14 protein-coding genes, 16 tRNA genes, 3 rRNA genes and 1 pseudogene are annotated in these 21,515 nt (G+C 45.6%); 5 read left to right on the top strand and 29 right to left on the bottom strand.

The annotated features are described in order from the left end of the window. Nucleotides 1-204: 204 nt before the first annotated feature. Nucleotides 205-501, bottom strand: coding sequence for a DUF3800 domain-containing protein (locus MKY62_RS04630; RefSeq protein WP_011201595.1), 297 nt, complete (start codon nucleotides 499-501; stop codon nucleotides 205-207). A 265-nt stretch (nucleotides 502-766) separates the two neighbouring features. On the opposite strand from MKY62_RS04630, the gene MKY62_RS04625 reads away from it, so the two are divergent. Together MKY62_RS04625 and MKY62_RS04620 are read left to right on the top strand one after the other, a co-directional pair. After that, nucleotides 767-2,491: a T7SS effector LXG polymorphic toxin gene (locus MKY62_RS04625; RefSeq protein WP_107026729.1), complete on the top strand. Its 1,725-nt coding sequence runs from the start codon at nucleotides 767-769 to the stop codon at nucleotides 2,489-2,491. 25 nt (nucleotides 2,492-2,516) lie between these two features. Continuing rightward, a complete protein-coding gene (locus MKY62_RS04620) occupies nucleotides 2,517-2,855 on the top strand; it encodes a hypothetical protein (protein ID WP_009329009.1) in 339 nt (112 codons plus the stop codon). 103 nt (nucleotides 2,856-2,958) lie between these two features. Here MKY62_RS04620 and MKY62_RS04615 read toward each other — a convergent pair. The 24 genes and pseudogenes from MKY62_RS04615 to MKY62_RS04500 all read right to left on the bottom strand — a co-directional run. Then, nucleotides 2,959-3,093: pseudogene (locus MKY62_RS04615) on the bottom strand (N-acetylmuramoyl-L-alanine amidase); the annotation flags it as partial. A gap of 164 nt (nucleotides 3,094-3,257) precedes the next feature. Beyond that, nucleotides 3,258-3,473 carry a hypothetical protein gene (locus tag MKY62_RS04610; protein WP_003179974.1) on the bottom strand — a complete coding sequence of 72 codons (216 nt, stop codon included), beginning with the start codon at nucleotides 3,471-3,473 and terminating at the stop codon, nucleotides 3,258-3,260. Between the two features lie 2,341 nt (nucleotides 3,474-5,814). Then, a complete protein-coding gene (locus tag MKY62_RS04605; protein WP_011201590.1) occupies nucleotides 5,815-5,952 on the bottom strand; it encodes a hypothetical protein in 138 nt (45 codons plus the stop codon). A gap of 54 nt (nucleotides 5,953-6,006) precedes the next feature. Beyond that, on the bottom strand, nucleotides 6,007-7,047 hold the full coding sequence (locus tag MKY62_RS04600; protein ID WP_009329010.1) for a Rap family tetratricopeptide repeat protein: 1,041 nt from the start codon (nucleotides 7,045-7,047) through the stop codon (nucleotides 6,007-6,009). Nucleotides 7,048-7,376: 329 nt separating this feature from the next. Then, a tRNA-Leu gene (locus tag MKY62_RS04595) sits at nucleotides 7,377-7,458 on the bottom strand. A 14-nt stretch (nucleotides 7,459-7,472) separates the two neighbouring features. Further along, a tRNA-Leu gene (locus MKY62_RS04590) sits at nucleotides 7,473-7,561 on the bottom strand. 10 nt (nucleotides 7,562-7,571) lie between these two features. Further along, nucleotides 7,572-7,642, bottom strand: a tRNA-Cys gene (locus MKY62_RS04585). 13 nt (nucleotides 7,643-7,655) lie between these two features. Then, nucleotides 7,656-7,730: transfer RNA gene (locus MKY62_RS04580), tRNA-Gly, on the bottom strand. A 53-nt stretch (nucleotides 7,731-7,783) separates the two neighbouring features. Then, a tRNA-Gln gene (locus MKY62_RS04575) sits at nucleotides 7,784-7,855 on the bottom strand. A gap of 8 nt (nucleotides 7,856-7,863) precedes the next feature. Next, nucleotides 7,864-7,936 (bottom strand) — tRNA-His (locus tag MKY62_RS04570). A gap of 20 nt (nucleotides 7,937-7,956) precedes the next feature. Next, a tRNA-Trp gene (locus MKY62_RS04565) sits at nucleotides 7,957-8,030 on the bottom strand. 7 nt (nucleotides 8,031-8,037) lie between these two features. Beyond that, nucleotides 8,038-8,122: transfer RNA gene (locus tag MKY62_RS04560), tRNA-Tyr, on the bottom strand. Nucleotides 8,123-8,129: 7 nt separating this feature from the next. After that, nucleotides 8,130-8,202: transfer RNA gene (locus MKY62_RS04555), tRNA-Thr, on the bottom strand. Between the two features lie 3 nt (nucleotides 8,203-8,205). Further along, nucleotides 8,206-8,281: transfer RNA gene (locus MKY62_RS04550), tRNA-Phe, on the bottom strand. A 10-nt stretch (nucleotides 8,282-8,291) separates the two neighbouring features. Continuing rightward, nucleotides 8,292-8,368, bottom strand: a tRNA-Asp gene (locus tag MKY62_RS04545). A 14-nt stretch (nucleotides 8,369-8,382) separates the two neighbouring features. Beyond that, nucleotides 8,383-8,459: transfer RNA gene (locus MKY62_RS04540), tRNA-Met, on the bottom strand. 21 nt (nucleotides 8,460-8,480) lie between these two features. Further along, nucleotides 8,481-8,556: transfer RNA gene (locus tag MKY62_RS04535), tRNA-Val, on the bottom strand. Between the two features lie 117 nt (nucleotides 8,557-8,673). Next, nucleotides 8,674-8,748: transfer RNA gene (locus tag MKY62_RS04530), tRNA-Glu, on the bottom strand. A 14-nt stretch (nucleotides 8,749-8,762) separates the two neighbouring features. Further along, a tRNA-Ser gene (locus tag MKY62_RS04525) sits at nucleotides 8,763-8,854 on the bottom strand. Between the two features lie 6 nt (nucleotides 8,855-8,860). Continuing rightward, a tRNA-Asn gene (locus tag MKY62_RS04520) sits at nucleotides 8,861-8,935 on the bottom strand. 9 nt (nucleotides 8,936-8,944) lie between these two features. Beyond that, nucleotides 8,945-9,060 (bottom strand): 5S ribosomal RNA (rrf, locus tag MKY62_RS04515). Between the two features lie 170 nt (nucleotides 9,061-9,230). After that, nucleotides 9,231-12,161: ribosomal RNA gene (locus tag MKY62_RS04510) — 23S ribosomal RNA — on the bottom strand. A gap of 174 nt (nucleotides 12,162-12,335) precedes the next feature. Next, nucleotides 12,336-13,885: ribosomal RNA gene (locus MKY62_RS04505) — 16S ribosomal RNA — on the bottom strand. Together the 16S, 23S and 5S rRNA genes with 16 tRNA genes alongside form the textbook arrangement of a ribosomal RNA operon. Nucleotides 13,886-14,172: 287 nt before the next feature. Further along, complete coding sequence (locus MKY62_RS04500; RefSeq protein WP_016886292.1) at nucleotides 14,173-15,057, bottom strand: nucleotidyltransferase-like protein; 885 nt, start codon at nucleotides 15,055-15,057, stop codon at nucleotides 14,173-14,175. Nucleotides 15,058-15,274: 217 nt separating this feature from the next. Here MKY62_RS04500 and MKY62_RS04495 point away from each other — a divergent pair, with 217 nt between their 5' ends. Next, nucleotides 15,275-15,622 carry a YgzB family protein gene (locus MKY62_RS04495; RefSeq protein ID WP_003179962.1) on the top strand — a complete coding sequence of 116 codons (348 nt, stop codon included), beginning with the start codon at nucleotides 15,275-15,277 and terminating at the stop codon, nucleotides 15,620-15,622. A 48-nt stretch (nucleotides 15,623-15,670) separates the two neighbouring features. Here the strand turns inward: MKY62_RS04495 and perR are convergent, their stop codons facing one another. Together perR and bcp are read right to left on the bottom strand one after the other, a co-directional pair. Then, the gene (gene perR / locus MKY62_RS04490) at nucleotides 15,671-16,108 is read right to left on the bottom strand and encodes a peroxide-responsive transcriptional repressor PerR (protein ID WP_003179961.1); all 438 of its coding nucleotides are present in this window, start codon (nucleotides 16,106-16,108) and stop codon (nucleotides 15,671-15,673) included. Between the two features lie 212 nt (nucleotides 16,109-16,320). Beyond that, nucleotides 16,321-16,794 carry a thioredoxin-dependent thiol peroxidase gene (gene bcp, locus MKY62_RS04485; protein ID WP_003179960.1) on the bottom strand — a complete coding sequence of 158 codons (474 nt, stop codon included), beginning with the start codon at nucleotides 16,792-16,794 and terminating at the stop codon, nucleotides 16,321-16,323. A gap of 163 nt (nucleotides 16,795-16,957) precedes the next feature. On the opposite strand from bcp, the gene MKY62_RS04480 reads away from it, so the two are divergent. Both MKY62_RS04480 and MKY62_RS04475 read left to right on the top strand, forming a co-directional pair. Continuing rightward, a complete protein-coding gene (locus tag MKY62_RS04480; protein WP_009329014.1) occupies nucleotides 16,958-18,256 on the top strand; it encodes a glutamate-1-semialdehyde 2,1-aminomutase in 1,299 nt (432 codons plus the stop codon). A 252-nt stretch (nucleotides 18,257-18,508) separates the two neighbouring features. Beyond that, on the top strand, nucleotides 18,509-19,579 hold the full coding sequence (locus tag MKY62_RS04475; RefSeq protein WP_003179957.1) for an aromatic acid exporter family protein: 1,071 nt from the start codon (nucleotides 18,509-18,511) through the stop codon (nucleotides 19,577-19,579). A gap of 29 nt (nucleotides 19,580-19,608) precedes the next feature. On the opposite strand, the gene MKY62_RS04470 is transcribed toward MKY62_RS04475, so the two are convergent. Both MKY62_RS04470 and MKY62_RS04465 read right to left on the bottom strand, forming a co-directional pair. Further along, a complete protein-coding gene (locus MKY62_RS04470; protein WP_003179955.1) occupies nucleotides 19,609-20,499 on the bottom strand; it encodes an ABC transporter permease in 891 nt (296 codons plus the stop codon). 12 nt (nucleotides 20,500-20,511) lie between these two features. Next, the gene (locus MKY62_RS04465) at nucleotides 20,512-21,513 is read right to left on the bottom strand and encodes an ABC transporter permease (RefSeq protein ID WP_009329015.1); all 1,002 of its coding nucleotides are present in this window, start codon (nucleotides 21,511-21,513) and stop codon (nucleotides 20,512-20,514) included. Between the last annotated feature and the right edge of the window lie 2 nt (nucleotides 21,514-21,515).

Raw genomic sequence — 21,515 nt, 5'->3', positions numbered from 1 at the left:
AGTAGGCTCTCTGTGAAAAGAGGGCCTTTTTCATTACTTCAGTAACGGTTCAATTTAGCCTTCATTTTTAGTCCGTAAATCCCATCAGAAAACATCGTTCATCAGCTGGAATCGTTTGACTTTATTCGCCACACGGTTAACGTCGTGAATGGGTTTAACAATTGAAAATACATTTTATAGTACCAATTATCATAATCACTTTCATTATATGTATTGTGGTCTAACTTCTTTTTTTCCTGTAGCTACAACACTTCTAAAACTTAAAGCTGCAGTATCAAAAAAATAATCAATTAAATCTAAATAAAAGTCTATTTTACTCATTGAAACTTTTGTCCACTTTACTTCAAACCAAGAGCTTAAACCATGATTAACTTTAATTTGACGAATGCGATTATAGATATCAGGAAGAAAACGAGCATCAACTTTCATTTCTCCTAATACCATTACATCACTATTATCCTTTTCTAAATGGCAACTCTCATCACAATATATATTAAACAAGGGCGGACCTCCTGGATCTTGAAAAATGCTTTACTGGTAATTATATCATGGTTTTCCATCCTCGAAAACCAATTAAGATCTTTTAAGCTATTAAAGCTTCTAAAAAATCAAGATCGGTTTATTCTCAAAAACAATAGTATTTAGGTTTATAGACCTGATCAATAAGATTCATTTTCATGGATGAACAGGATTTATTCCCCAATTGGTTTCCGTATAGTGGTAAACTCTATACTGATTGTAACCAAAAGGATTAGAGGAGAATGCCATGAAGACTCTTGATGTTCAGGCGCTGCACAATGCAATAGATCAAACGCTGGAACAATTAAAACAACAATCAGACGAAATCGCCAAAGTCAAAAAGGCTGTTGAGGGCATCACATCACTTGATGATGCTTTAAAGGGAAAAGGCGGCGACGCGATCCGCGCCTTTTACGAGGAATGCCACACCCCTTTTCTACAGTTCTATGATACTTTTATAGAGGAATACAGTTCCGCGCTGAAGAAAATGAAAAGCGCGCTGAATTCCCTGGAACCAAACCATAACGGATTTATTTCACAGTCCTTTCTCGGGCATGAGTTGGAGAATGGCTTGAATGCCGCTGATCGCACAACGAAACATTTGGTTTCTAAAACCAACGCCACGATCGCAAAAGTCAGCCATATTGTCGATTTACCGGATTTGAATGACAGCGGTTTTCATGAACAAAATCAGAAAGCGTTAAAGGAAATCAGCACGACTCTTGAAAAGCTCCATGCGTTTGACCGCGGGCAAACCAACGCCCTGAAGACGGCTGAAAACGACCTTGAGACGATGCAGAGATACATCGCAAGGCTCGAAAAAATGTATACCGGTCCCAAAATAGAAATCACCAGTTATCAAAAAGGCGCGATTTTAAAGTCGGATGATAACTCTACAATAAACGGACTACCTGGCGGACTTCAGGGCCAACTGGAGAATGTCGAACCGTCTCCGATGGAGATGATGCTTGAAAAGCTCAACAAAAATAAACGATCTAATGTGGATACGGTGATTAGGGAAGACAATAAAGAAAATATCAATCAAGACGTTTATGCGAACGATTTTGATTTGAATGCGTTGCAAAACGAAGCAGAAAAATATCCGAAGGTTTATGGAGATATTCGGGTCATTGATGGTAAACTATATAATCATAAAGGATGGAAAAGGGTCAAAACAGTTGATGTCGCCGATGAAGTGGTTCAAAATCCGGCAGACATTAAATATATCGGTGGGCGTTACCATGTATATGAAAATGGTCAAATCGTAAGAGAGTACATTGTAAACGGTAAAGTAGAGATGGAAGCTGTTAAACGTATTCCAAAAAGTCGAAGCCAAGGGAATCTTAAGCGAGATTTTGAAGGAACTCCTTTAGAACCAGTAAATGATATAGGGGATTTTGTTGCAAAAGAAATAGCGGGCGGTAATGATGCGGTTCGGGTCATAACAGGCAGAGATCCGGACACAGGTGAAAAAGTCTCTAATGTCGAGCGTGCTGCGTCCGGAACTTCTTTAACACCTGTTGGTCGGTTGCTAAAGTACGGGAAAAAAGGATTTAAGTTATTTAAAGGTGAAGAGGCGGGAAAGAAAGTTGCGAAGGTAGATAAAACACCTTCCTATGGCAAACAATCCGTACCAAAAGGTCCGTACCGTGAAGTAAATGGTTTCCCTGCAAAAGTTAAACCAGGAGCTCAAGAAAAACATATTCCAGGAACACCAAATTATAAACAAGAAGTTGCAAATGGCAGAACCAAGAGTATCTTCTACGGGGATAATAAAAAAGCGCAAGAGTTGCTTGATAAATATGCTGGCACAGGAGATATGTTAAAAAAAGGAAACAAAGAAAGAGTGGATTTTGGTCAAGTAATAGTAAAATACTATAATACAGAGACCCGTAAATATGAAGAGACTACAAGAGGCATGATACATTATGGAAAAAACGGCGCTCATATAGTACCTTCACAACCGTCTTAAATAAATATAGGAAAAGAGGATATACATGGAACCTGATTCTTTATTCAAAACATTATTAAAATACAAAGATAGAGAACTTATATTAGAATGGGAAAATGGATTAAGAGTAATTGGTAAAACTGATACATTTTTCGAAACAGACAACGGTCTGGAGGATGATGATATCAATTATAAAGAATATTACGCAACGGCTTTTCAAGTAAATAAGGTTTTATCTCCTCCCGTTAATAATGAAGAAGATAGTCTATATAATTGGCTATTGGAAGAGAAAAACTCCCTAGTTGAAATTTCTCTTTATGAAGATACACCGAATAAGATCTTAGTAGACGGTAACACAATATGGGAATTAGACAGTGATGAATAACAATTGACACGTTGGAATTTATAAAATCTAGGCCCTCTTGAAAGAGGGCCTTTTTGTATTAAACCAATAGCGACTCGAGCTGCGCCTTTGTCTTCGTTCCGTAATAGACATCAATGCCGTTATTTTTAGCGCCTTTGTCCGGATAGAAATAGAGGGCAGCTAAAGCCTCCTGAATCTGTCGGACGGCCGTTCCCTTCATAATTAGGCTTTTGTAAATTCCGGGCGGAATGGGTACTTTTTTGCTCCTGCTTTTTCGTGCTTTCTTTTTCGGGGCCGATGTTGCCGGTTGCTTGATCCACCACAAAGGCCGAGATATTTCGCAATACCTGTTCAAAAATTGCCTGGTAAAATTCGTCTGTCTGCTCCCGTGAGCATCCGGCAATAAATACCCGATGCATCCCCTCAACATGTCTGAACCTGCCGCGCCCATTCGTAAAAATCCAGCACCGCTTCAGCATCAAAATAATAGGGGCAATCCGGGTCCGCTAACACCTCGACATCTTTAAAAAATCGCTGCACAGCCCATTTATGCTTTTGACAAGCCTTTATCTCACCGGAAAGTATTTTTTCGCTAAGCCCATAACGCTCAATCAGAATTTCAGAGGTGACCTCTTGCATTACATCCGGCCCCCGAACCGCTCTTCCTCTTTTGATTTCGGCTTGTCGTCATCCTTTTTAGGAATCACGAGCTTGCAGCGCGAGGAAATGGTTAAAGCCCGCCGTGACTTTCGGCAGAAGATCATCTGGTACTTGCAGAAGAACCACTCTGTAATTAAGCGCCGCCTTTGCCTCTTTTAAGAATTTGCTTGTTTTTGTCCGTAATCTCTCGCCAAAAGCGCTCAGAGTGCTCCTGCGTTTTTTCAAGGTGGTTTTCTTTTATTGGGTTTCATGTCTTCTTCTCCTTTCACTAAAACCACATGCATGACAAATAAAAAACGGACACCAAACAAACAGCGTAAAAGCTGTAAGTTCAGTGTCCGCAGGCATTCCATCTTGGACTTAATTATTAATTTTCTCAATCTTAATGGGTACTTTATATAGTTCCTCTAATTTCATTACACAGCGTAGGCTCAGATTCGTTTCCCAATAAAATGACTTCCTTATTGATTGGATGCAATATATACCAAACTTGATTATTTTCATCCTCTATGAATACATTTTTCTTAGTTGACTAGTCAACCGTATTTAATACAATTGTTGAAAAGATAGGCACTGAGCACAAGCAATAAAATACATTACTATCCCAACAGTTAAAGATTTAACATCATTAAACTGAGAAAAAGAAAGCAACAAATATATCTCAGTATAAAAAATGAATAAAAAAATCAAATATGAACAAGTCATGAAAAATTTGAAGTATCTATTAGACTTTATTTTAAATAAAGTATGCTCTGGTTTTTTTACTAGATTCAAAGTTAAAAGAACAAAGACGTTTACTGCAATTAATATTTCAGCCGTACAGACAAATTTTCGTTATAATCCAAATTAAACTTTTTTTTAATGTCTCACCTAAAGATACAAAAATGACCATCCAAGCAAACGTATAAACCACATACATACATGCTCTGACAATGAACATTCTTTCCTTTGAAAAAAGCTTTTGTTCAAAAACAACTGAAGAAAACAAAGTATCGGCTGGAATACTCTAAAAGCTGTTATTATAAATAAAATAAAAAAATAACAACGGTCGGAACTCCAAAAGAACTCAATAATTCATTAAAGATTTCCAAAAGATTCACTTATTAACACCTTCTTTTTCTTTATCCTACTAATTTTATCAAGATATGATATCCTCCTCAATGCCCCTTGCTGCACCCATAGTTGGAACAGCAGGCCTTTTTACTCACGTCAGCTGTATTCGATCAACACCAACATCCCCTCAAATTCATTCAAAAAGTGATCAATGTTGAGCTAATTCTCGTTGAAATCAACTTCCTCCACCGTCTTCCCGGACTTATGAAGAAAAGCATTATTTTTAAAGTGCGGGAGCCGCCTGATGAGTCAATCTATTTCCACCGCGTCATTCCATGAAACTGGATCTTTTATATTCATATTTTGCCATGTATTGAAAACATGGAAAGGACAGCCGATACAATTAGATTTTGCATGTGTTATAAACCCCTCGCGTTCAACATAAGTGATGTAGCGCGATCGATCTATGAAAGCCACATCAACCAGTGGATGCTCAGCTATCTGCCAGCATTCCCGACTCGGCTTAACTCTTTGAGTCTCGTCAGTGCTGATCCCTTTACAAAGATGTACTACTTCTTTTATGAGCTGCCTTAGCTTGTAGCCAAGCAACAAGCGAATTTCCCTGTTTACAGGCTGTATTTTATATTCACTTGTACATTGCCGGCGCGCGATACCAATTTCACCGTTTGAATCCCGAATATAGAATGGCGTACTAGCGAAATTGAGTATTTCAACCGACTACAATTCATGGATTAAGGCACACTCACAAGCGTGCAGCTTTATAGAAAGGTGTCAATTTATTATGTAAGTGAAATTAGGACATGCTGATATAGAAACCACGTCAAATACATATGCTCACTTAATTAAAGAGCTTCGGGAAAGAGATGAAACTGAGACAGTAAACATTTTTGAAGATAGGCTGTTGAGGAAGTTGAAAAGCCTGAAGAAGTTGAGGATGTGTATGTGTAAAGAATGTGCAAAACCATTTCAAATCATAACGTTTTCTATCCAATTCTTTAAAAAGAGCTAAGGATTCCGGTGGTCGGGGTCAACCGACACTCTCGAAGGAACACGAATTTGAGTCGTGCCGATTCTATCGGAAAGCCCTAGCCCGCGGTATATTCGATATAATAAGCCATTACGGTCTAGCATAGCGTTAACTTCGCATTTTAGATATAACTATAGTATAGCATTCAAGTTACCAAGAAAACTGAAATCATAAAAAAGACGGCTGTAATAGCCGCCCTCTTACTGTTGTATTTTTGTTTTATGAGCCCGCTCCTCTTGAGGCAAGTAATGTTACTGAGTCTGCTGTTTGGATACTTTCTGCGAGGAAGTCTGCTGCGCTGGTTAAAACGAGTCCAAGCGATGCAGTAAGGAAAGCAGTTACAATAAGTTTTTTCATTTAAAGAACCTCCTTTCCTGTTAGTTTACTTGATTTTATTGCTTTTTCCAAGAATTATGTGGAATATTTGTAATTATTTAATGAGCTGTAGACGTTGGCCACATCCTCAGCAAGCGCCTCAATGTCTACGTAAGCCTCTCTCTCCTCGAGCATTTCGATAAACTCTTTTACTTGCGGTACACCCTCGATGGGAGCGCTATAGCATATATTTAGAATCGAGAATTTGAGCGAAAAGTTGATATTATCCGTTTTCTGAGCAAACTCAAAACCAAGATGAACCCACTTAAGCGCCTTATCAACCTCACCTATCTTATAAGTTGACCTAGCTGACTCGTATATGCACTGCATGTACATAATAGGCGCATTTTTTTCGATATCATCCGTTTTAAATGAGAGGTCGAAATACTCGAGTGCTTCTTCATGTTTATCCTCTTGAATTTTTAAAAAGCCGAGATCATAGTAGACAGCCGCCAGCAGATGATTATCGCCCATCTTGATCAGTCTTTCTGCGCAACTCTTAAGCATATTTTCAGCTCTTGTTAAACGTCCGTCGTCTATATAATTGAGTGCGAGCAGCACCGTACAGTTTATCGACTGTGTCTTATATTCTTCATAAGCCCTATAAATGCTCTTCGCGATTGAAAGATGATGAAAAGAAAGTAGAGTTGTTTTCGTAAAATAATAGAGATTTCCAAGCTTATAATGAAACTCGGCCTTTTCGATTTCATCTTCGACATTATCGAGCTGCCGCTCGGCAACTCTAAAACAATTAAGCGCTTTAGAGTAGTTGCTCCTCGCACTTTCATACATTCCTTTAAAGAGAAAGTAATAGTATCGTAACAAACCGTCTGTCTTCGCCTTATCTTCAGCAATAGGCGGAAGCTGCGGCTCCCCCGCGACGTCTTCCATTAATACTCTGAACCTGTAATCAAGTAGATTAAAGTAAAGCAAAACATCCTGATCTTCTTCCATTACGTTTAAAAGGCCTTTTATTCTGTCCCTAAGTTCTACGGCATTTGAAACATCTCTCTTTTTTATGTGAACATACCACTGATTGATGAGATTGGCTACGTTCACAGAGGCTGCTGCTTTCATTGTCAAACCTCCCACACTTTACTGCCTCTATCGCTATGAGAACATTTTACAGAAAGTTACCAATCTTTGCAAAGAAGTTTGTATCAATAATTTACTTTTCGCCCTATAAATAGATAATAAATCATCAGATATATTTTTGCTTTTGTAAAAGTTTCTGCACCGTATTAAGCTCATTTCGATAAATCTCACGGTATGTTCCCGTAGCTTCCGGAGCTCGCAGTCCTTAAGAAAAAATTCTTACGGCTTCGTTCCAAGATAAGGAATAAATAAAAAGAGCGCTCCTTTTGTAGGAACGCTCTTTCATCGTTTGGCAATACGATGTTTAGTGATACCGGTGGTCGGGGTCGAACCGACACTCCCGAAGGAACACGATTTTGAGTCGTGCGCGTCTGCCAATTCCGCCACACCGGCATGTGTGTGATCAATGGTGCCGAGGGCCGGACTTGAACCGGCACGGTAGTCACCTACCGCAGGATTTTAAGTCCTGTGTGTCTGCCAATTCCACCACCCCGGCACGGGAAATAAGGCGACACCCGGATTCGAACCGGGGATAAAGGTTTTGCAGACCTCTGCCTTACCACTTGGCTATGCCGCCATCATTTAAGAATTGGAGCGGAAGACGGGATTCGAACCCGCGACCCCCACCTTGGCAAGGTGGTGTTCTACCACTGAACTACTTCCGCATTTTAACTAATATTCATCTTATCATATGCAGGATGATAAAGAAAGATGAAAACTGGGCTAGCTGGATTCGAACCAGCGCATGACGGAGTCAAAGTCCGTTGCCTTACCGCTTGGCTATAGCCCAATATTAAGGGCGATTGATGGGAATCGAACCCACGAGTGCCAGAGCCACAATCTGGTGCGTTAACCACTTCGCCACAACCGCCATAAATTGTGAATTAAAATTGGCAGGGGCAGTAGGAATCGAACCCACACCGGAGGTTTTGGAGACCTCTGTTCTACCGTTAAACTATGCCCCTAAAAACATGGTGGAGGGGGACGGATTCGAACCGCCGAACCCTGAGGGAGCGGATTTACAGTCCGCCGCGTTTAGCCACTTCGCTACCCCTCCAAAACAGTGCCGGCCAGAGGACTTGAACCCCCAACCTACTGATTACAAGTCAGTTGCTCTACCAATTGAGCTAGACCGGCAAATGGTGGCTCGGGACGGAATCGAACCGCCGACACACGGATTTTCAGTCCGTTGCTCTACCAACTGAGCTACCGAGCCTCTATTTAAATGGCGGTCCGGACGGGACTCGAACCCGCGACCTCCTGCGTGACAGGCAGGCATTCTAACCAACTGAACTACCGGACCATTAATGAGTAATTTGGTTGCGGGGGCAGGATTTGAACCTGCGACCTTCGGGTTATGAGCCCGACGAGCTACCGAACTGCTCCACCCCGCGATAATATGATTTTCATAGAAATGGTGGAGGATGACGGGATCGAACCGCCGACCCTCTGCTTGTAAGGCAGATGCTCTCCCAGCTGAGCTAATCCTCCGAAGTACAGGACCTACAAGTGCATGCGTTGCAGCAGGACGTTGCGATCTTAGCATGCCTTCCTTTAAAAAGCTTTGGTGTAAACCTGATACTTTTCAGCGTGCTGTCCAAAAAAGAATGGTGACCCGTACGGGATTCGAACCCGTGTTACCGCCGTGAAAGGGCGGTGTCTTAACCACTTGACCAACGGGCCAGATGTATTTAAAGTGGCGGAGAGCAAGGGATTCGAACCCTTGAGACGGCGTTGGCCGCCTACACGATTTCCAATCGTGCTCCTTCGACCACTCGGACAGCTCTCCAATAAATGGCTCCGCAGGCAGGATTCGAACCTGCGACCGATCGGTTAACAGCCGATAGCTCTACCACTGAGCTACTGCGGAATAATGCCTGCCTGGCGATGTCCTACTCTCGCAGGGGGAAGCCCCCAACTACCATCGGCGCTGAAGAGCTTAACTTCCGTGTTCGGCATGGGAACGGGTGTGACCTCTTCGCCATCATCACCAGACAATTTAGTGACAAAGATCATTATACTATGTATTTGAAAAAATGCAAGTGCATTTTTTGAGAAATTATTCTCTCAAAACTAGATAACGGGCAGACGAGGCCCACAGGATGTGGGTCATGCAGGCGTTGCCACACGATGTGGCGTATTTAGCCAGCGTTCACTTATTTTATTAGGTTAAGTCCTCGATCGATTAGTATCTGTCAGCTCCATGTGTCGCCACACTTCCACCTCAGACCTATCAACCTGATCATCTTTCAGGGATCTTACTTCCTTATAGGAATGGGAAATCTCATCTTGAGGGGGGCTTCATGCTTAGATGCTTTCAGCACTTATCCCGTCCGCACATAGCTACCCAGCGATGCCCTTGGCAGAACAACTGGTACACCAGCGGTGCGTCCATCCCGGTCCTCTCGTACTAAGGACAGCTCCTCTCAAATTTCCTGCGCCCGCGACGGATAGGGACCGAACTGTCTCACGACGTTCTGAACCCAGCTCGCGTACCGCTTTAATGGGCGAACAGCCCAACCCTTGGGACCGACTACAGCCCCAGGATGCGATGAGCCGACATCGAGGTGCCAAACCTCCCCGTCGATGTGGACTCTTGGGGGAGATAAGCCTGTTATCCCCGGGGTAGCTTTTATCCGTTGAGCGATGGCCCTTCCATGCGGAACCACCGGATCACTAAGCCCGACTTTCGTCCCTGCTCGACTTGTAGGTCTCGCAGTCAAGCTCCCTTGTGCCTTTACACTCTGCGAATGATTTCCAACCATTCTGAGGGAACCTTTGGGCGCCTCCGTTACCTTTTAGGAGGCGACCGCCCCAGTCAAACTGCCCACCTGACACTGTCTCCCTGCCCGATAAGGGCAGCGGGTTAGAAGGTCAATACAGCCAGGGTAGTATCCCACCGATGCCTCCACCGAAGCTGGCGCTCCGGTTTCCAAGGCTCCTACCTATCCTGTACAAGCTGTACCAACATTCAATATCAGGCTGCAGTAAAGCTCCACGGGGTCTTTCCGTCCTGTCGCGGGTAACCTGCATCTTCACAGGTACTATAATTTCACCGAGTCTCTCGTTGAGACAGTGCCCAGATCGTTGCGCCTTTCGTGCGGGTCGGAACTTACCCGACAAGGAATTTCGCTACCTTAGGACCGTTATAGTTACGGCCGCCGTTTACTGGGGCTTCAATTCGCACCTTCGCTTACGCTAAGCGCTCCTCTTAACCTTCCAGCACCGGGCAGGCGTCAGCCCCTATACTTCGCCTTACGGCTTCGCAGAGACCTGTGTTTTTGCTAAACAGTCGCCTGGGCCTATTCACTGCGGCTCTCTCGGGCTTGCACCCTAACAGAGCACCCCTTCTCCCGAAGTTACGGGGTCATTTTGCCGAGTTCCTTAACGAGAGTTCTCTCGATCACCTTAGGATTCTCTCCTCGCCTACCTGTGTCGGTTTGCGGTACGGGCACCTCTCACCTCGCTAGAGGCTTTTCTTGGCAGTGTGGAATCAGGAACTTCGCTACTATATTTCGCTCGCCATCACAGCTCAGCCTTACGGGAAACGGATTTGCCTATTTCCCAGCCTAACTGCTTGGACGCGGATATCCAATACCGCGCTTGCCCTATCCTCCTGCGTCCCCCCATTGCTCAAATGGTGAGGAGGTGGTACAGGAATATCAACCTGTTGTCCATCGCCTACGCCTTTCGGCCTCGGCTTAGGTCCCGACTAACCCTGAGCGGACGAGCCTTCCTCAGGAAACCTTAGGCATTCGGTGGAGGGGATTCTCACCCCTCTTTCGCTACTCATACCGGCATTCTCACTTCTAAGCGCTCCACGAGTCCTTCCGGTCTCGCTTCACAGCCCTTAGAACGCTCTCCTACCACTGTTCGCAAGAACAGTCCGCAGCTTCGGTGATACGTTTAGCCCCGGTACATTTTCGGCGCAGAGTCACTCGACCAGTGAGCTATTACGCACTCTTTAAATGGTGGCTGCTTCTAAGCCAACATCCTGGTTGTCTAAGCAACTCCACATCCTTTTCCACTTAACGTATACTTTGGGACCTTAGCTGGCGGTCTGGGCTGTTTCCCTTTCGACTACGGATCTTATCACTCGCAGTCTGACTCCCAAGGATAAGTCTTTGGCATTCGGAGTTTGACTGAATTCGGTAACCCGGTAGGGGCCCCTAGTCCAATCAGTGCTCTACCTCCAAGACTCTTACCTTGAGGCTAGCCCTAAAGCTATTTCGGAGAGAACCAGCTATCTCCAGGTTCGATTGGCATTTCACCCCTACCCACACCTCATCCCCGCACTTTTCAACGTGCGTGGGTTCGGGCCTCCATTCAGTGTTACCTGAACTTCACCCTGGACATGGGTAGATCACCTGGTTTCGGGTCTACGACCACGTACTCATGCGCCCTATTCAGACTCGCTTTCGCTGCGGCTCCGTCTTTTCAAACTTAACCTTGCACGGGATCGTAACTCGCCGGTTCATTCTACAAAAGGCACGCCATCACCCGTTAACGGGCTCTGACTACTTGTAGGCACACGGTTTCAGGATCTCTTTCACTCCCCTTCCGGGGTGCTTTTCACCTTTCCCTCACGGTACTGGTTCACTATCGGTCACTAGGGAGTATTTAGCCTTGGGAGATGGTCCTCCCGGATTCCGACGGAATTTCACGTGTTCCGCCGTACTCAGGATCCACTCAGGAGAGAACGAAGTTTTGACTACAGGGCTGTTACCTCCTATGGCGGGCCTTTCCAGACCTCTTCATCTACCTCGTTCTTTTGTAACTCCGTACAGAGTGTCCTACAACCCCAAGAGGCAAGCCTCTTGGTTTGGGCTGTTCCCGTTTCGCTCGCCGCTACTCAGGGAATCGCATTTGCTTTCTCTTCCTCCGGGTACTTAGATGTTTCAGTTCCCCGGGTCTGCCTTCTCATATCCTATGAATTCAGATATGGATACTGCTCCATTACGAGCAGTGGGTTTCCCCATTCGGAAATCTCCGGATCAAAGCTTGCTTACAGCTCCCCGAAGCATATCGGTGTTCGTCCCGTCCTTCATCGGCTCCTAGTGCCAAGGCATCCACCGTGCGCCCTTTCTAACTTAACCGTTAAAAAGAATCACTACGTGATATCTTGCATTACAATTGAATGTGAATGTCTACTTTCGTTATCTAGTTTTCAAAGAACACGCTTTGAAGGAATGATCCTTCAAAACTAAACAAGATCCAAACGCACCTGTCTATAAGACCGCAAGGTCTTATATTCCGTATAATATCCTTAGAAAGGAGGTGATCCAGCCGCACCTTCCGATACGGCTACCTTGTTACGACTTCACCCCAATCATCTGTCCCACCTTCGGCGGCTGGCTCCAAAAGGTTACCTCACCGACTTCGGGTGTTACAAACTCTCGTGGTGTGACGGGCGGTGTGTACAAGGCCCGGGAACGTATTCACCGCGGCATGCTGATCCGCGATTACTAGCGATTCCAGCTTCACGCAGTCGAGTTGCAGACTGCGATCCGAACTGAGAACAGATTTGTGGGATTGGCTTAGCCTCGCGGCTTCGCTGCCCTTTGTTCTGCCCATTGTAGCACGTGTGTAGCCCAGGTCATAAGGGGCATGATGATTTGACGTCATCCCCACCTTCCTCCGGTTTGTCACCGGCAGTCACCTTAGAGTGCCCAACTGAATGCTGGCAACTAAGATCAAGGGTTGCGCTCGTTGCGGGACTTAACCCAACATCTCACGACACGAGCTGACGACAACCATGCACCACCTGTCACTCTGCCCCCGAAGGGGAAGCCCTATCTCTAGGGTTGTCAGAGGATGTCAAGACCTGGTAAGGTTCTTCGCGTTGCTTCGAATTAAACCACATGCTCCACCGCTTGTGCGGGCCCCCGTCAATTCCTTTGAGTTTCAGTCTTGCGACCGTACTCCCCAGGCGGAGTGCTTAATGCGTTTGCTGCAGCACTAAAGGGCGGAAACCCTCTAACACTTAGCACTCATCGTTTACGGCGTGGACTACCAGGGTATCTAATCCTGTTCGCTCCCCACGCTTTCGCGCCTCAGCGTCAGTTACAGACCAGAGAGTCGCCTTCGCCACTGGTGTTCCTCCACATCTCTACGCATTTCACCGCTACACGTGGAATTCCACTCTCCTCTTCTGCACTCAAGTTCCCCAGTTTCCAATGACCCTCCCCGGTTGAGCCGGGGGCTTTCACATCAGACTTAAGAAACCGCCTGCGCGCGCTTTACGCCCAATAATTCCGGACAACGCTTGCCACCTACGTATTACCGCGGCTGCTGGCACGTAGTTAGCCGTGGCTTTCTGGTTAGGTACCGTCAAGGTGCCGCCCTATTCGAACGGTACTTGTTCTTCCCTAACAACAGAGTTTTACGATCCGAAAACCTTCATCACTCACGCGGCGTTGCTCCGTCAGACTTTCGTCCATTGCGGAAGATTCCCTACTGCTGCCTCCCGTAGGAGTCTGGGCCGTGTCTCAGTCCCAGTGTGGCCGATCACCCTCTCAGGTCGGCTACGCATCGTCGCCTTGGTGAGCCGTTACCTCACCAACTAGCTAATGCGCCGCGGGTCCATCTGTAAGTGGTAGCTAAAAGCCACCTTTTATGATTGAACCATGCGGTTCAATCAAGCATCCGGTATTAGCCCCGGTTTCCCGGAGTTATCCCAGTCTTACAGGCAGGTTACCCACGTGTTACTCACCCGTCCGCCGCTGACCTAAGGGAGCAAGCTCCCGTCGGTCCGCTCGACTTGCATGTATTAGGCACGCCGCCAGCGTTCGTCCTGAGCCAGGATCAAACTCTCCATGAAGTAATGGAGCGCAGATTAAGTTCGTCACATCCTGTGACAACATCTGCATGACCTGCATCGTGCAGGCCCCTGACTACGCACATTCGCATGTACGATTTATTTAATGAATTAACAGGTACGTTTTGTCTTGTTTAGTTTTCAAAGATCATTTCCGCTTCTGTCCGAAGCGACTTTATTAGTATAACATTTTCAACGAGAAGTGTCAAATGTTTTTTTGATTTTTCGTCGCTGCTGCTTTCTGTTCAAAAACCGTTCCGCTAACAGCGACGCTTAATAATATATCACCGTTATAAATTAGTGTCAACACTTTTTTTAATAAAATATCCTCGGTGAAAAATCTTTTGGCCCTTTGTCTCTATCGGCTTTACTCCGACTAAATCCTTTTCAGCCAAGAACTCCAGTATAACTCCCAGGTCTGTCGTGAAATACTTGAGATCCGGATGTTTAAGAAGTTCGGCAAATTGCCAAACCGATTTTTCATCCATGACATTGAGAATATAGGCAGCCCCTATTTCGGCTTTTGAATGAATGAGAAAATCGCTTGCGAGGAATAATAACTCCAGCCGTTTTTGCAAGCTTTCATTGCTTTCAATTAATTCCTTATACAATTTATAAACCTGAGGTTCCATGTGGCGGACTTGGTTCCATACCGTAACTTCAGGGTGAAACCCCTTATCGATCACTTCGATTCTGGCCAAATGGTGGAGGGCGTGTACGATGGAATTGTAGGCATCCAAAAATTGACCGTCCTCAAAAAACGATTTTCCTTCTATATATCTTCTGATTAATTTCCCGTATTCAAGTCCGATTTTTAGTTTTCTTTCTGAAAACGGAAATGTATTGAGCTGATCAATCAGCTTGGCGATAAATTCGTTTCGGTCGAAAAGCACCTTTCCATTGAGAACCCAGTCTATGATTCTCCTGTTTGTTCCAAGCAGAATCCATTCCTGAAGCTGTTCAACAGAAATAATATGAAGAGAAGCCGTTTTTCCGTCGAACTCATAATGCTTCACGAATACAGGGTCTTCAGCCTTATTAACGATAATCAACAATGCCGCATCAAAATTATCTGTTGCAGATGAAGTTTGATTTCTCCTCTCAATCAGCATGACAGCGAGTGTGTCAGGGCGGCTTGCTCTTTCTTGGTAAATCGGACGGAGAAGATTTTCCATCACCATTCCTCCAATACGATGTAAATACGTTGCATAAAAGCTTCTCTCTTGTTTCTACCTATTTCTACGAGCCAATAAAAACTCCTTTATTTTGAAAACACATTGAATTATTATAATCAATTTCCCCAAAACTCTCTATAGAAATTTTCCAATTGATTCGTTTTAATTAAAGAATAACACATCTTTGATATGCTATATTAGAGACAGGGGGATGGATATGGCCAAATACTCTAGTAAAATCAACAAAATCAGAACGTTTGCGTTGAGCCTTGTATTTATAGGCTTCATTATTATGTATGTCGGGGTCTTTTTTAGGTCCTCGGTCCTCTTGATGTCGGTGTTTATGATCTTGGGGGTATTGTCTATCTTGTTGAGCACAGCGGTTTATTTTTGGATCGGCATGCTTTCAACGAAAGCGGTTCAAGTCGTCTGTCCAAACTGTGAAAAACCGACCAAGATTTTAGGCCGGGTTGATATGTGCATGCATTGCAGGGAGCCTTTGACATTGGACAAAAACCTCGAAGGAAAAGAGTTTAACGAATCGTATAATCGAAAGTCTCAGTAAATGCTGCAACAAAAATAAGCTGACCGTTAAAAAAGCGGCCAGCTCTTTTTAATGGCTTTCTTTTTTGTCGCATTCCTGACATAAACCGTATATCTCCAGTCTATGGTGACTGACTTTAAATCCTGTCACATGTGAAGCAAGCTGCTCCACTTCGTCGAGGCCGGGATAATGAAAGTCGACGATTTTCCCGCAGCGTTCGCAAATTGCGTGATAATGCTCGGAAGTCACGAAGTCAAACCGGCTGGAGGAATCTCCGTACGTTAATTCCTTAACGAGCCCTGATTCCTTAAAAACCCGCAAATTGTTGTAGACCGTTGCTACGCTCATGTTTGGAAATTTCCCTTCCAGAGCTTTATATATATCATCTGCAGTTGGATGAGACATAGAATTCACGAGAAATTCCAGAATGGCATGACGTTGAGGAGTAATTCGCACCCCGGTTTCCTTCAACGCTTCCAACGCTTCTTTCAGGTTATGTTCAGCCATCGTCATGCACCTCTCTTCTAAAAAAAATTCTTACATTATAACGTTTATAATTAGTGTAACTCCTGATCAGAATCTTTGTCAATTCCAATCCCTGTGAAAAAGCTATTTTTAAGGCGAAAAATGCCGCTATGATCAGCATGGCCGATCAGACAGGCGAATATGAGCGTAAAAAGAGACCAAACTAAAATACAGTCCGGCCTCCCCAGCGAGCTTTATGCTTCCGCGATTTCTTTTACTGCTTGAAGCGCTTCTGCGACATGGTCTTTTACCTTTACTTTCCGCCACTCTTTCACAAGGCGGCCTTCTTTATCAATCAGGAATGTCGACCGTTCGACACCCATGTATTCCTTGCCGAAATTCTTCTTCAGCTTCCATACGTCAAAGCTTTCAGCGAGCTTGTGTTCATCATCGACGAGCAGCAGAAACGGCAGATCGTGTTTTTGCTTGAATTTTTCATGCCTTGCCTGATCGTCGGGGCTGACTCCGATAATGACGGCATCAAGTTCCGCAAAGCTTTCATGACGGTCTCTGAAATCGCACGCTTCCGTTGTGCATCCCGGCGTCATATCTTTCGGGTAAAAATAGAGCACGACATACTTTCCTTCAAAATCCGACAGCTTTACTTTTTCTCCGTGATCGCCCAGCAGTTCAATATCAGGCACCTTTTGTCCAATTTCAACAGTCATTGTTTTGCCTCCTGTTATGTTTAATCGCTTGCTTTCCCCCATTATAAAAAACAGCGCCCTCTTGTTCAAATGTTCGGCGGCTTCTTTTTTGCGCTCTGTCCGCCTCGTGTTACAATATAGAAAATATAGAAATAGATAAAGGTGCAAAAATGAGGAGGATATTATGCAGCATACTCAATCTGAAAAGCTTCATGAAGAAGCTCTTCAACATATAGTCGGAGGCGTCAACAGCCCCTCAAGGTCTTACAAAGCGGTCGGCGGAGGTTCTCCCGTCGCGATGGAAAGGGGAAGCGGCGCTTATTTTTGGGATGTGGACGGCAACAAATACATAGACTACCTTGCCGCGTACGGACCGATTATTACGGGCCACGCCCACCCGCATATCACGAAAGCGATTCAAACAGCTGCTGAGAACGGGGTGCTTTACGGTACGCCGACAAAGCATGAAGTGACATTTGCCAAGATGCTTAAGGAAGCGATTCCTGCCTTGGATAAAGTGAGATTCGTCAATTCGGGAACGGAAGCTGTGATGACGACGATTCGCGTCGCCCGGGCCTATACAGGCAGAACGAAAATCATCAAGTTCGCCGGCTGCTACCACGGCCATTCCGATCTTGTGCTGGTGGCGGCCGGTTCAGGACCGTCAACGCTCGGCACGCCTGATTCCGCCGGGGTTCCAAAAAGCATCGCCAACGAGGTGATTACCGTTCCTTTCAATGATATCGACAGCTATAAAGAAGCGCTCGATAAATGGGGGAACGATATTGCGGCAGTCCTCGTTGAACCGATTGTCGGAAACTTCGGGATCGTCGAACCGAAGAGCGGATTCCTCGAGCAGGTCAATGAACTGACACATAAGGCGGGAGCCCTGGTCATCTACGATGAAGTCATTACCGCTTTCCGCTTTATGTACGGCGGCGCCCAGGATCTTCTTGGCGTCAAACCTGATTTGACGGCGCTCGGCAAAATCATCGGCGGCGGCCTGCCGATCGGCGCCTACGGAGGCAGAAAAGAGATTATGGAACAAGTCGCACCGCTCGGACCTGCTTATCAAGCGGGCACGATGGCGGGGAATCCGGCTTCCATCCTCTCTGGCATCGCCTGCCTTGAAGTGCTGAAAGAAAAAGGCACATACGAAAAACTTGACCGCCTCGGCGCCATGCTTGAAGAAGGCATCCTGGCACATGCCGAGACCCACGGCATCGACATCACTGTCAACCGTCTAAAAGGCGCGCTCACCGTATACTTCACGAACGAAAAAGTCGAAAACTATGAGCAAGCCGAAAATACGGACGGAGACATGTTCGCGGCCTTTTTCAAACTGATGCTTGAGCGCGGAATCAATCTTGCGCCTTCAAAATATGAAGCATGGTTTATCACCACCGCGCACACGGAAGAGGACATTAAAGATACGCTCAAAGCCGTGGATGACTCATTTAAACAATTGAAACAGCGCATGTAAAAAGAGAGCGGATCCGCTCTCTTTTTTATCAAATGCGGAGCACTTTGAAAGCGCGGTGAACAGGCACTTTCCGCCGGCTTGTCTTTCTTTTTTGTCAATGATTTGTTTTTTCTTAAAAATGGGTTGAATATTTCGGAAGATCGCTGTATATTACTTTATTGTTTGGCAAATTAACAGAGAGGGAATGTTCACTACAATTCATTTTCTGTAAAGAACGAATTTTATTATAGAAAGGGATGCAAGTACAGCCTAATGAAACTTGGTGCCCGTATTTTCAAAACAGGCATTGCCATTACGCTTGCGCTTTACCTCGCGTCTTGGCTCGGCCTTCCGACTCCTGTCTTCGCGGGAATCGCGGCTATCTTCGCGATCCAGCCTTCGATCTATCGTTCATTTTTGACGATTGTCGATCAAGTGCAGGCGAACATTATCGGAGCAGCCACAGCCATTATTTTTGGACTTATTTTTGAACCCAGTCCGATCATCATCGGATTGACGGCGGTAATCGTCATTACGATCAACTTGAAGCTGAAGATCGAGAACACGATTTCGATCGCTCTTGTCACCGTTATTGCCATACTGGAGAGCTCCGGCGACAACTTTTTATGGTTTGCTTTGGTGAGAACCGGAACGGTTATTTTGGGCGTGTTGTCTGCGTTCTTGGTCAACCTGATTTTTCTGCCGCCTAAATATGAAACGAAGCTCGTCAGCCATATTGTTGAAAATACAGATGAAGTCATTAAATGGATCAGATTGTTGACGCGGAAGACAACGGAACATTCCATGCTGAAAGAAGACATTGAAAAACTGAAAGAAAAAATGATGAAGGTTGACCACCTTTACTTGCTCTACAAAGAAGAAAGAAGCTATTTAAAACGTTCCACATATGTAAAACAGCGAAAGCTCGTGCTGTTCAGACAGGCGATCATTGCATCCAACCGTGCGCTTGATGCCCTGAAAAAGCTGCACCGGCTTGAAAACGAGTTTTATCACATGCCTGAAGAATTTCAAGAAACGCTGGTCGAAGAGCTCGATTATCTCCTCCATTGGCACGAACGAATTTTAATGAGATTCGTCGGCAGGATCAAAACGCAGGATCACGTCGACCTGCACGAAGAAGGAGACGTGTACAAACAGCACTTGACCGAATCATTCCTGAAAAACCAGGACAAATTAAAAGAAGAACTGTTGGACTACAATATGCTGACCATTATGGCGAGCACTGTAGAATACCGAGAACAGCTTGAGCATTTGGAAACCTTGCTCTCAAGCTTTCAGACGTACCACAAAAAAGACAGCGAGCTTGAAGTTGAGGAAGAATAAACCGGTTAAAGAATATGTTAACCGGTTTTTTATTTTCCTTCCTTCATTTTCGGATCAAGGGTGTCGCGCAGGCCGTCTCCCATCAGATTAAAGCCGAGAACGGTCAGCATGATCGCAAATCCCGGAAAAAACAATGTCCATGGAGCCTGCGCCAAGTAAGGCCTGGCATCCGCAAGCATTTTTCCCCACTCGGGGTTCGGCGCCTGCGCCCCCAACCCTAAAAATCCGAGCGCGGCCGCTTCTATAATCGCGGTTCCAATATTCAGCGTCGCTTGAACGATAACCGGGGCCATGCTGTTGGGGAGAATGTGTTTAAACATCAGCCTTATATTGGACATCCCGACAGCACGCGCTGATAAGATATACTCCTCCTGCCTGATGCTGAGCACTTTTGAACGAACGAGCCTGCCAAACGTCGGAACGTTGATGATGGCGATGGCAATCAGGGCATTTTCAAGAGAAGGCCCCAGAATCGCTACAATGGCGATCGCCAGCAGAATGCTCGGAAACGCGAGCATGATATCAAACAGCCGTGAAATCAATGCATCAGCCCATCTGCCGTAAAAACCGGCGATCAGCCCTAGCAGCGTCCCCGCCAAGGCCGATGCCAAACAGGAGAAAAAGCCGACCCATAAAGACAGCCTTGCGCCGTAAAGCACCCTAGAGAAAATATCCCTGCCAAAGTCATCCGTGCCAAAAAGGTGTTCCGCAGACGGAGCGGCGAGCCTGTCTGACAGTGACTGGTCGTTTATTCCGTATGGTGCGATGAGCGGCGCGAAGATGGCTAGCAGGATAAACAGCGCGACTAGAATCGTGCCGGCGGCAGCCAATTTATGCTCAAAAAACCGCCGAATATGTTCCGCCAAAGGCGAACGCACCTTCACGTCCTCCCTCTGCTGTTCATTTTGAAGCACAACCATGTTTCCCGCCTCCTAATATTTAATTCTCGGATCGATGACGGCGTACAGCAGATCAACGATGAAGTTAATCATGACGAAGATGAAGGCGATCACGAGGATGCCCGATTGGATAACCGGGTAGTCGCGGTAGCTGATCGCATCATAAATGTACCGGCCGATGCCGGGCCAGGCAAAAATAGTCTCTGTTAAAATTGCGCCGCCCAGTAACAGTCCGGTTTGCAGGCCGATGACGGTCAATACCGGAATGAATGCATTTTTTAAACCGTGCTTATAGATGACGAAAAACATATGCACGCCTTTTGCTTTTGCCGTGCGGATATAATCGGACTGCAGCACCTCTATCATGCTGGCTCTCGTAATTCTCGCAATGATCGCTGCGGGAATGGTGGCAAGAGCCGTTCCCGGCAGAATTAAATGGCGGATGGCTTCTGCAAACTGATCAAATCTTCCGTGCAAAAGGGTGTCCAATGTATGAATGTACGTAATGGCTTCGACCGGATTTCTGACATTCTCCCTTCCTGTTGTCGGCAGCCAGCCGAGCTCGATCGAAAAAAACCACTGGCCCATCAAACCGAGCCAAAAAATCGGCATCGACACGCCGATTAAAGCCACCAGCATCGCGATATAGTCGAATACCGAGTTCTTAAACCACGCGCTGATGATTCCGGCATTCACGCCGACAAACACTGCGATCAGCATCGCGAAAAAGGCAAGTTCGAGAGTGGCGAACAAATATGGCTTTATTTCTTGCGTAATCGCCGCTCCCGTGCGGATTGATGTCCCGAGATCCCCTTTCAGCAAATCCCCTATATATCTGGCATATTGCATATACCACGGCTGATCAAGGCCGAGCTGGACGGTCAGCTGCTGCACCGCTTCCTTTGTCGCCCTCTGGCCGAGAATAACCTGGGCGGGGTTGCCGGGAATAAAGCGGATGATCGAAAAAACGACCAATGTCATGCCGATGAGAACGGGGATCAGCATGGCCGTCCGTTTTAAACAGTACGCAAGCAATG

This window comes from Bacillus sp. FSL R7-0646, assembly GCF_037969865.1.
Taxonomy (GTDB): Bacteria; Bacillota; Bacilli; order Bacillales; family Bacillaceae; genus Bacillus; species Bacillus licheniformis.
The sequence above is the reverse complement of the archived record's forward strand: the minus strand, read 5'-3'. Positions and strand labels throughout refer to the sequence as shown.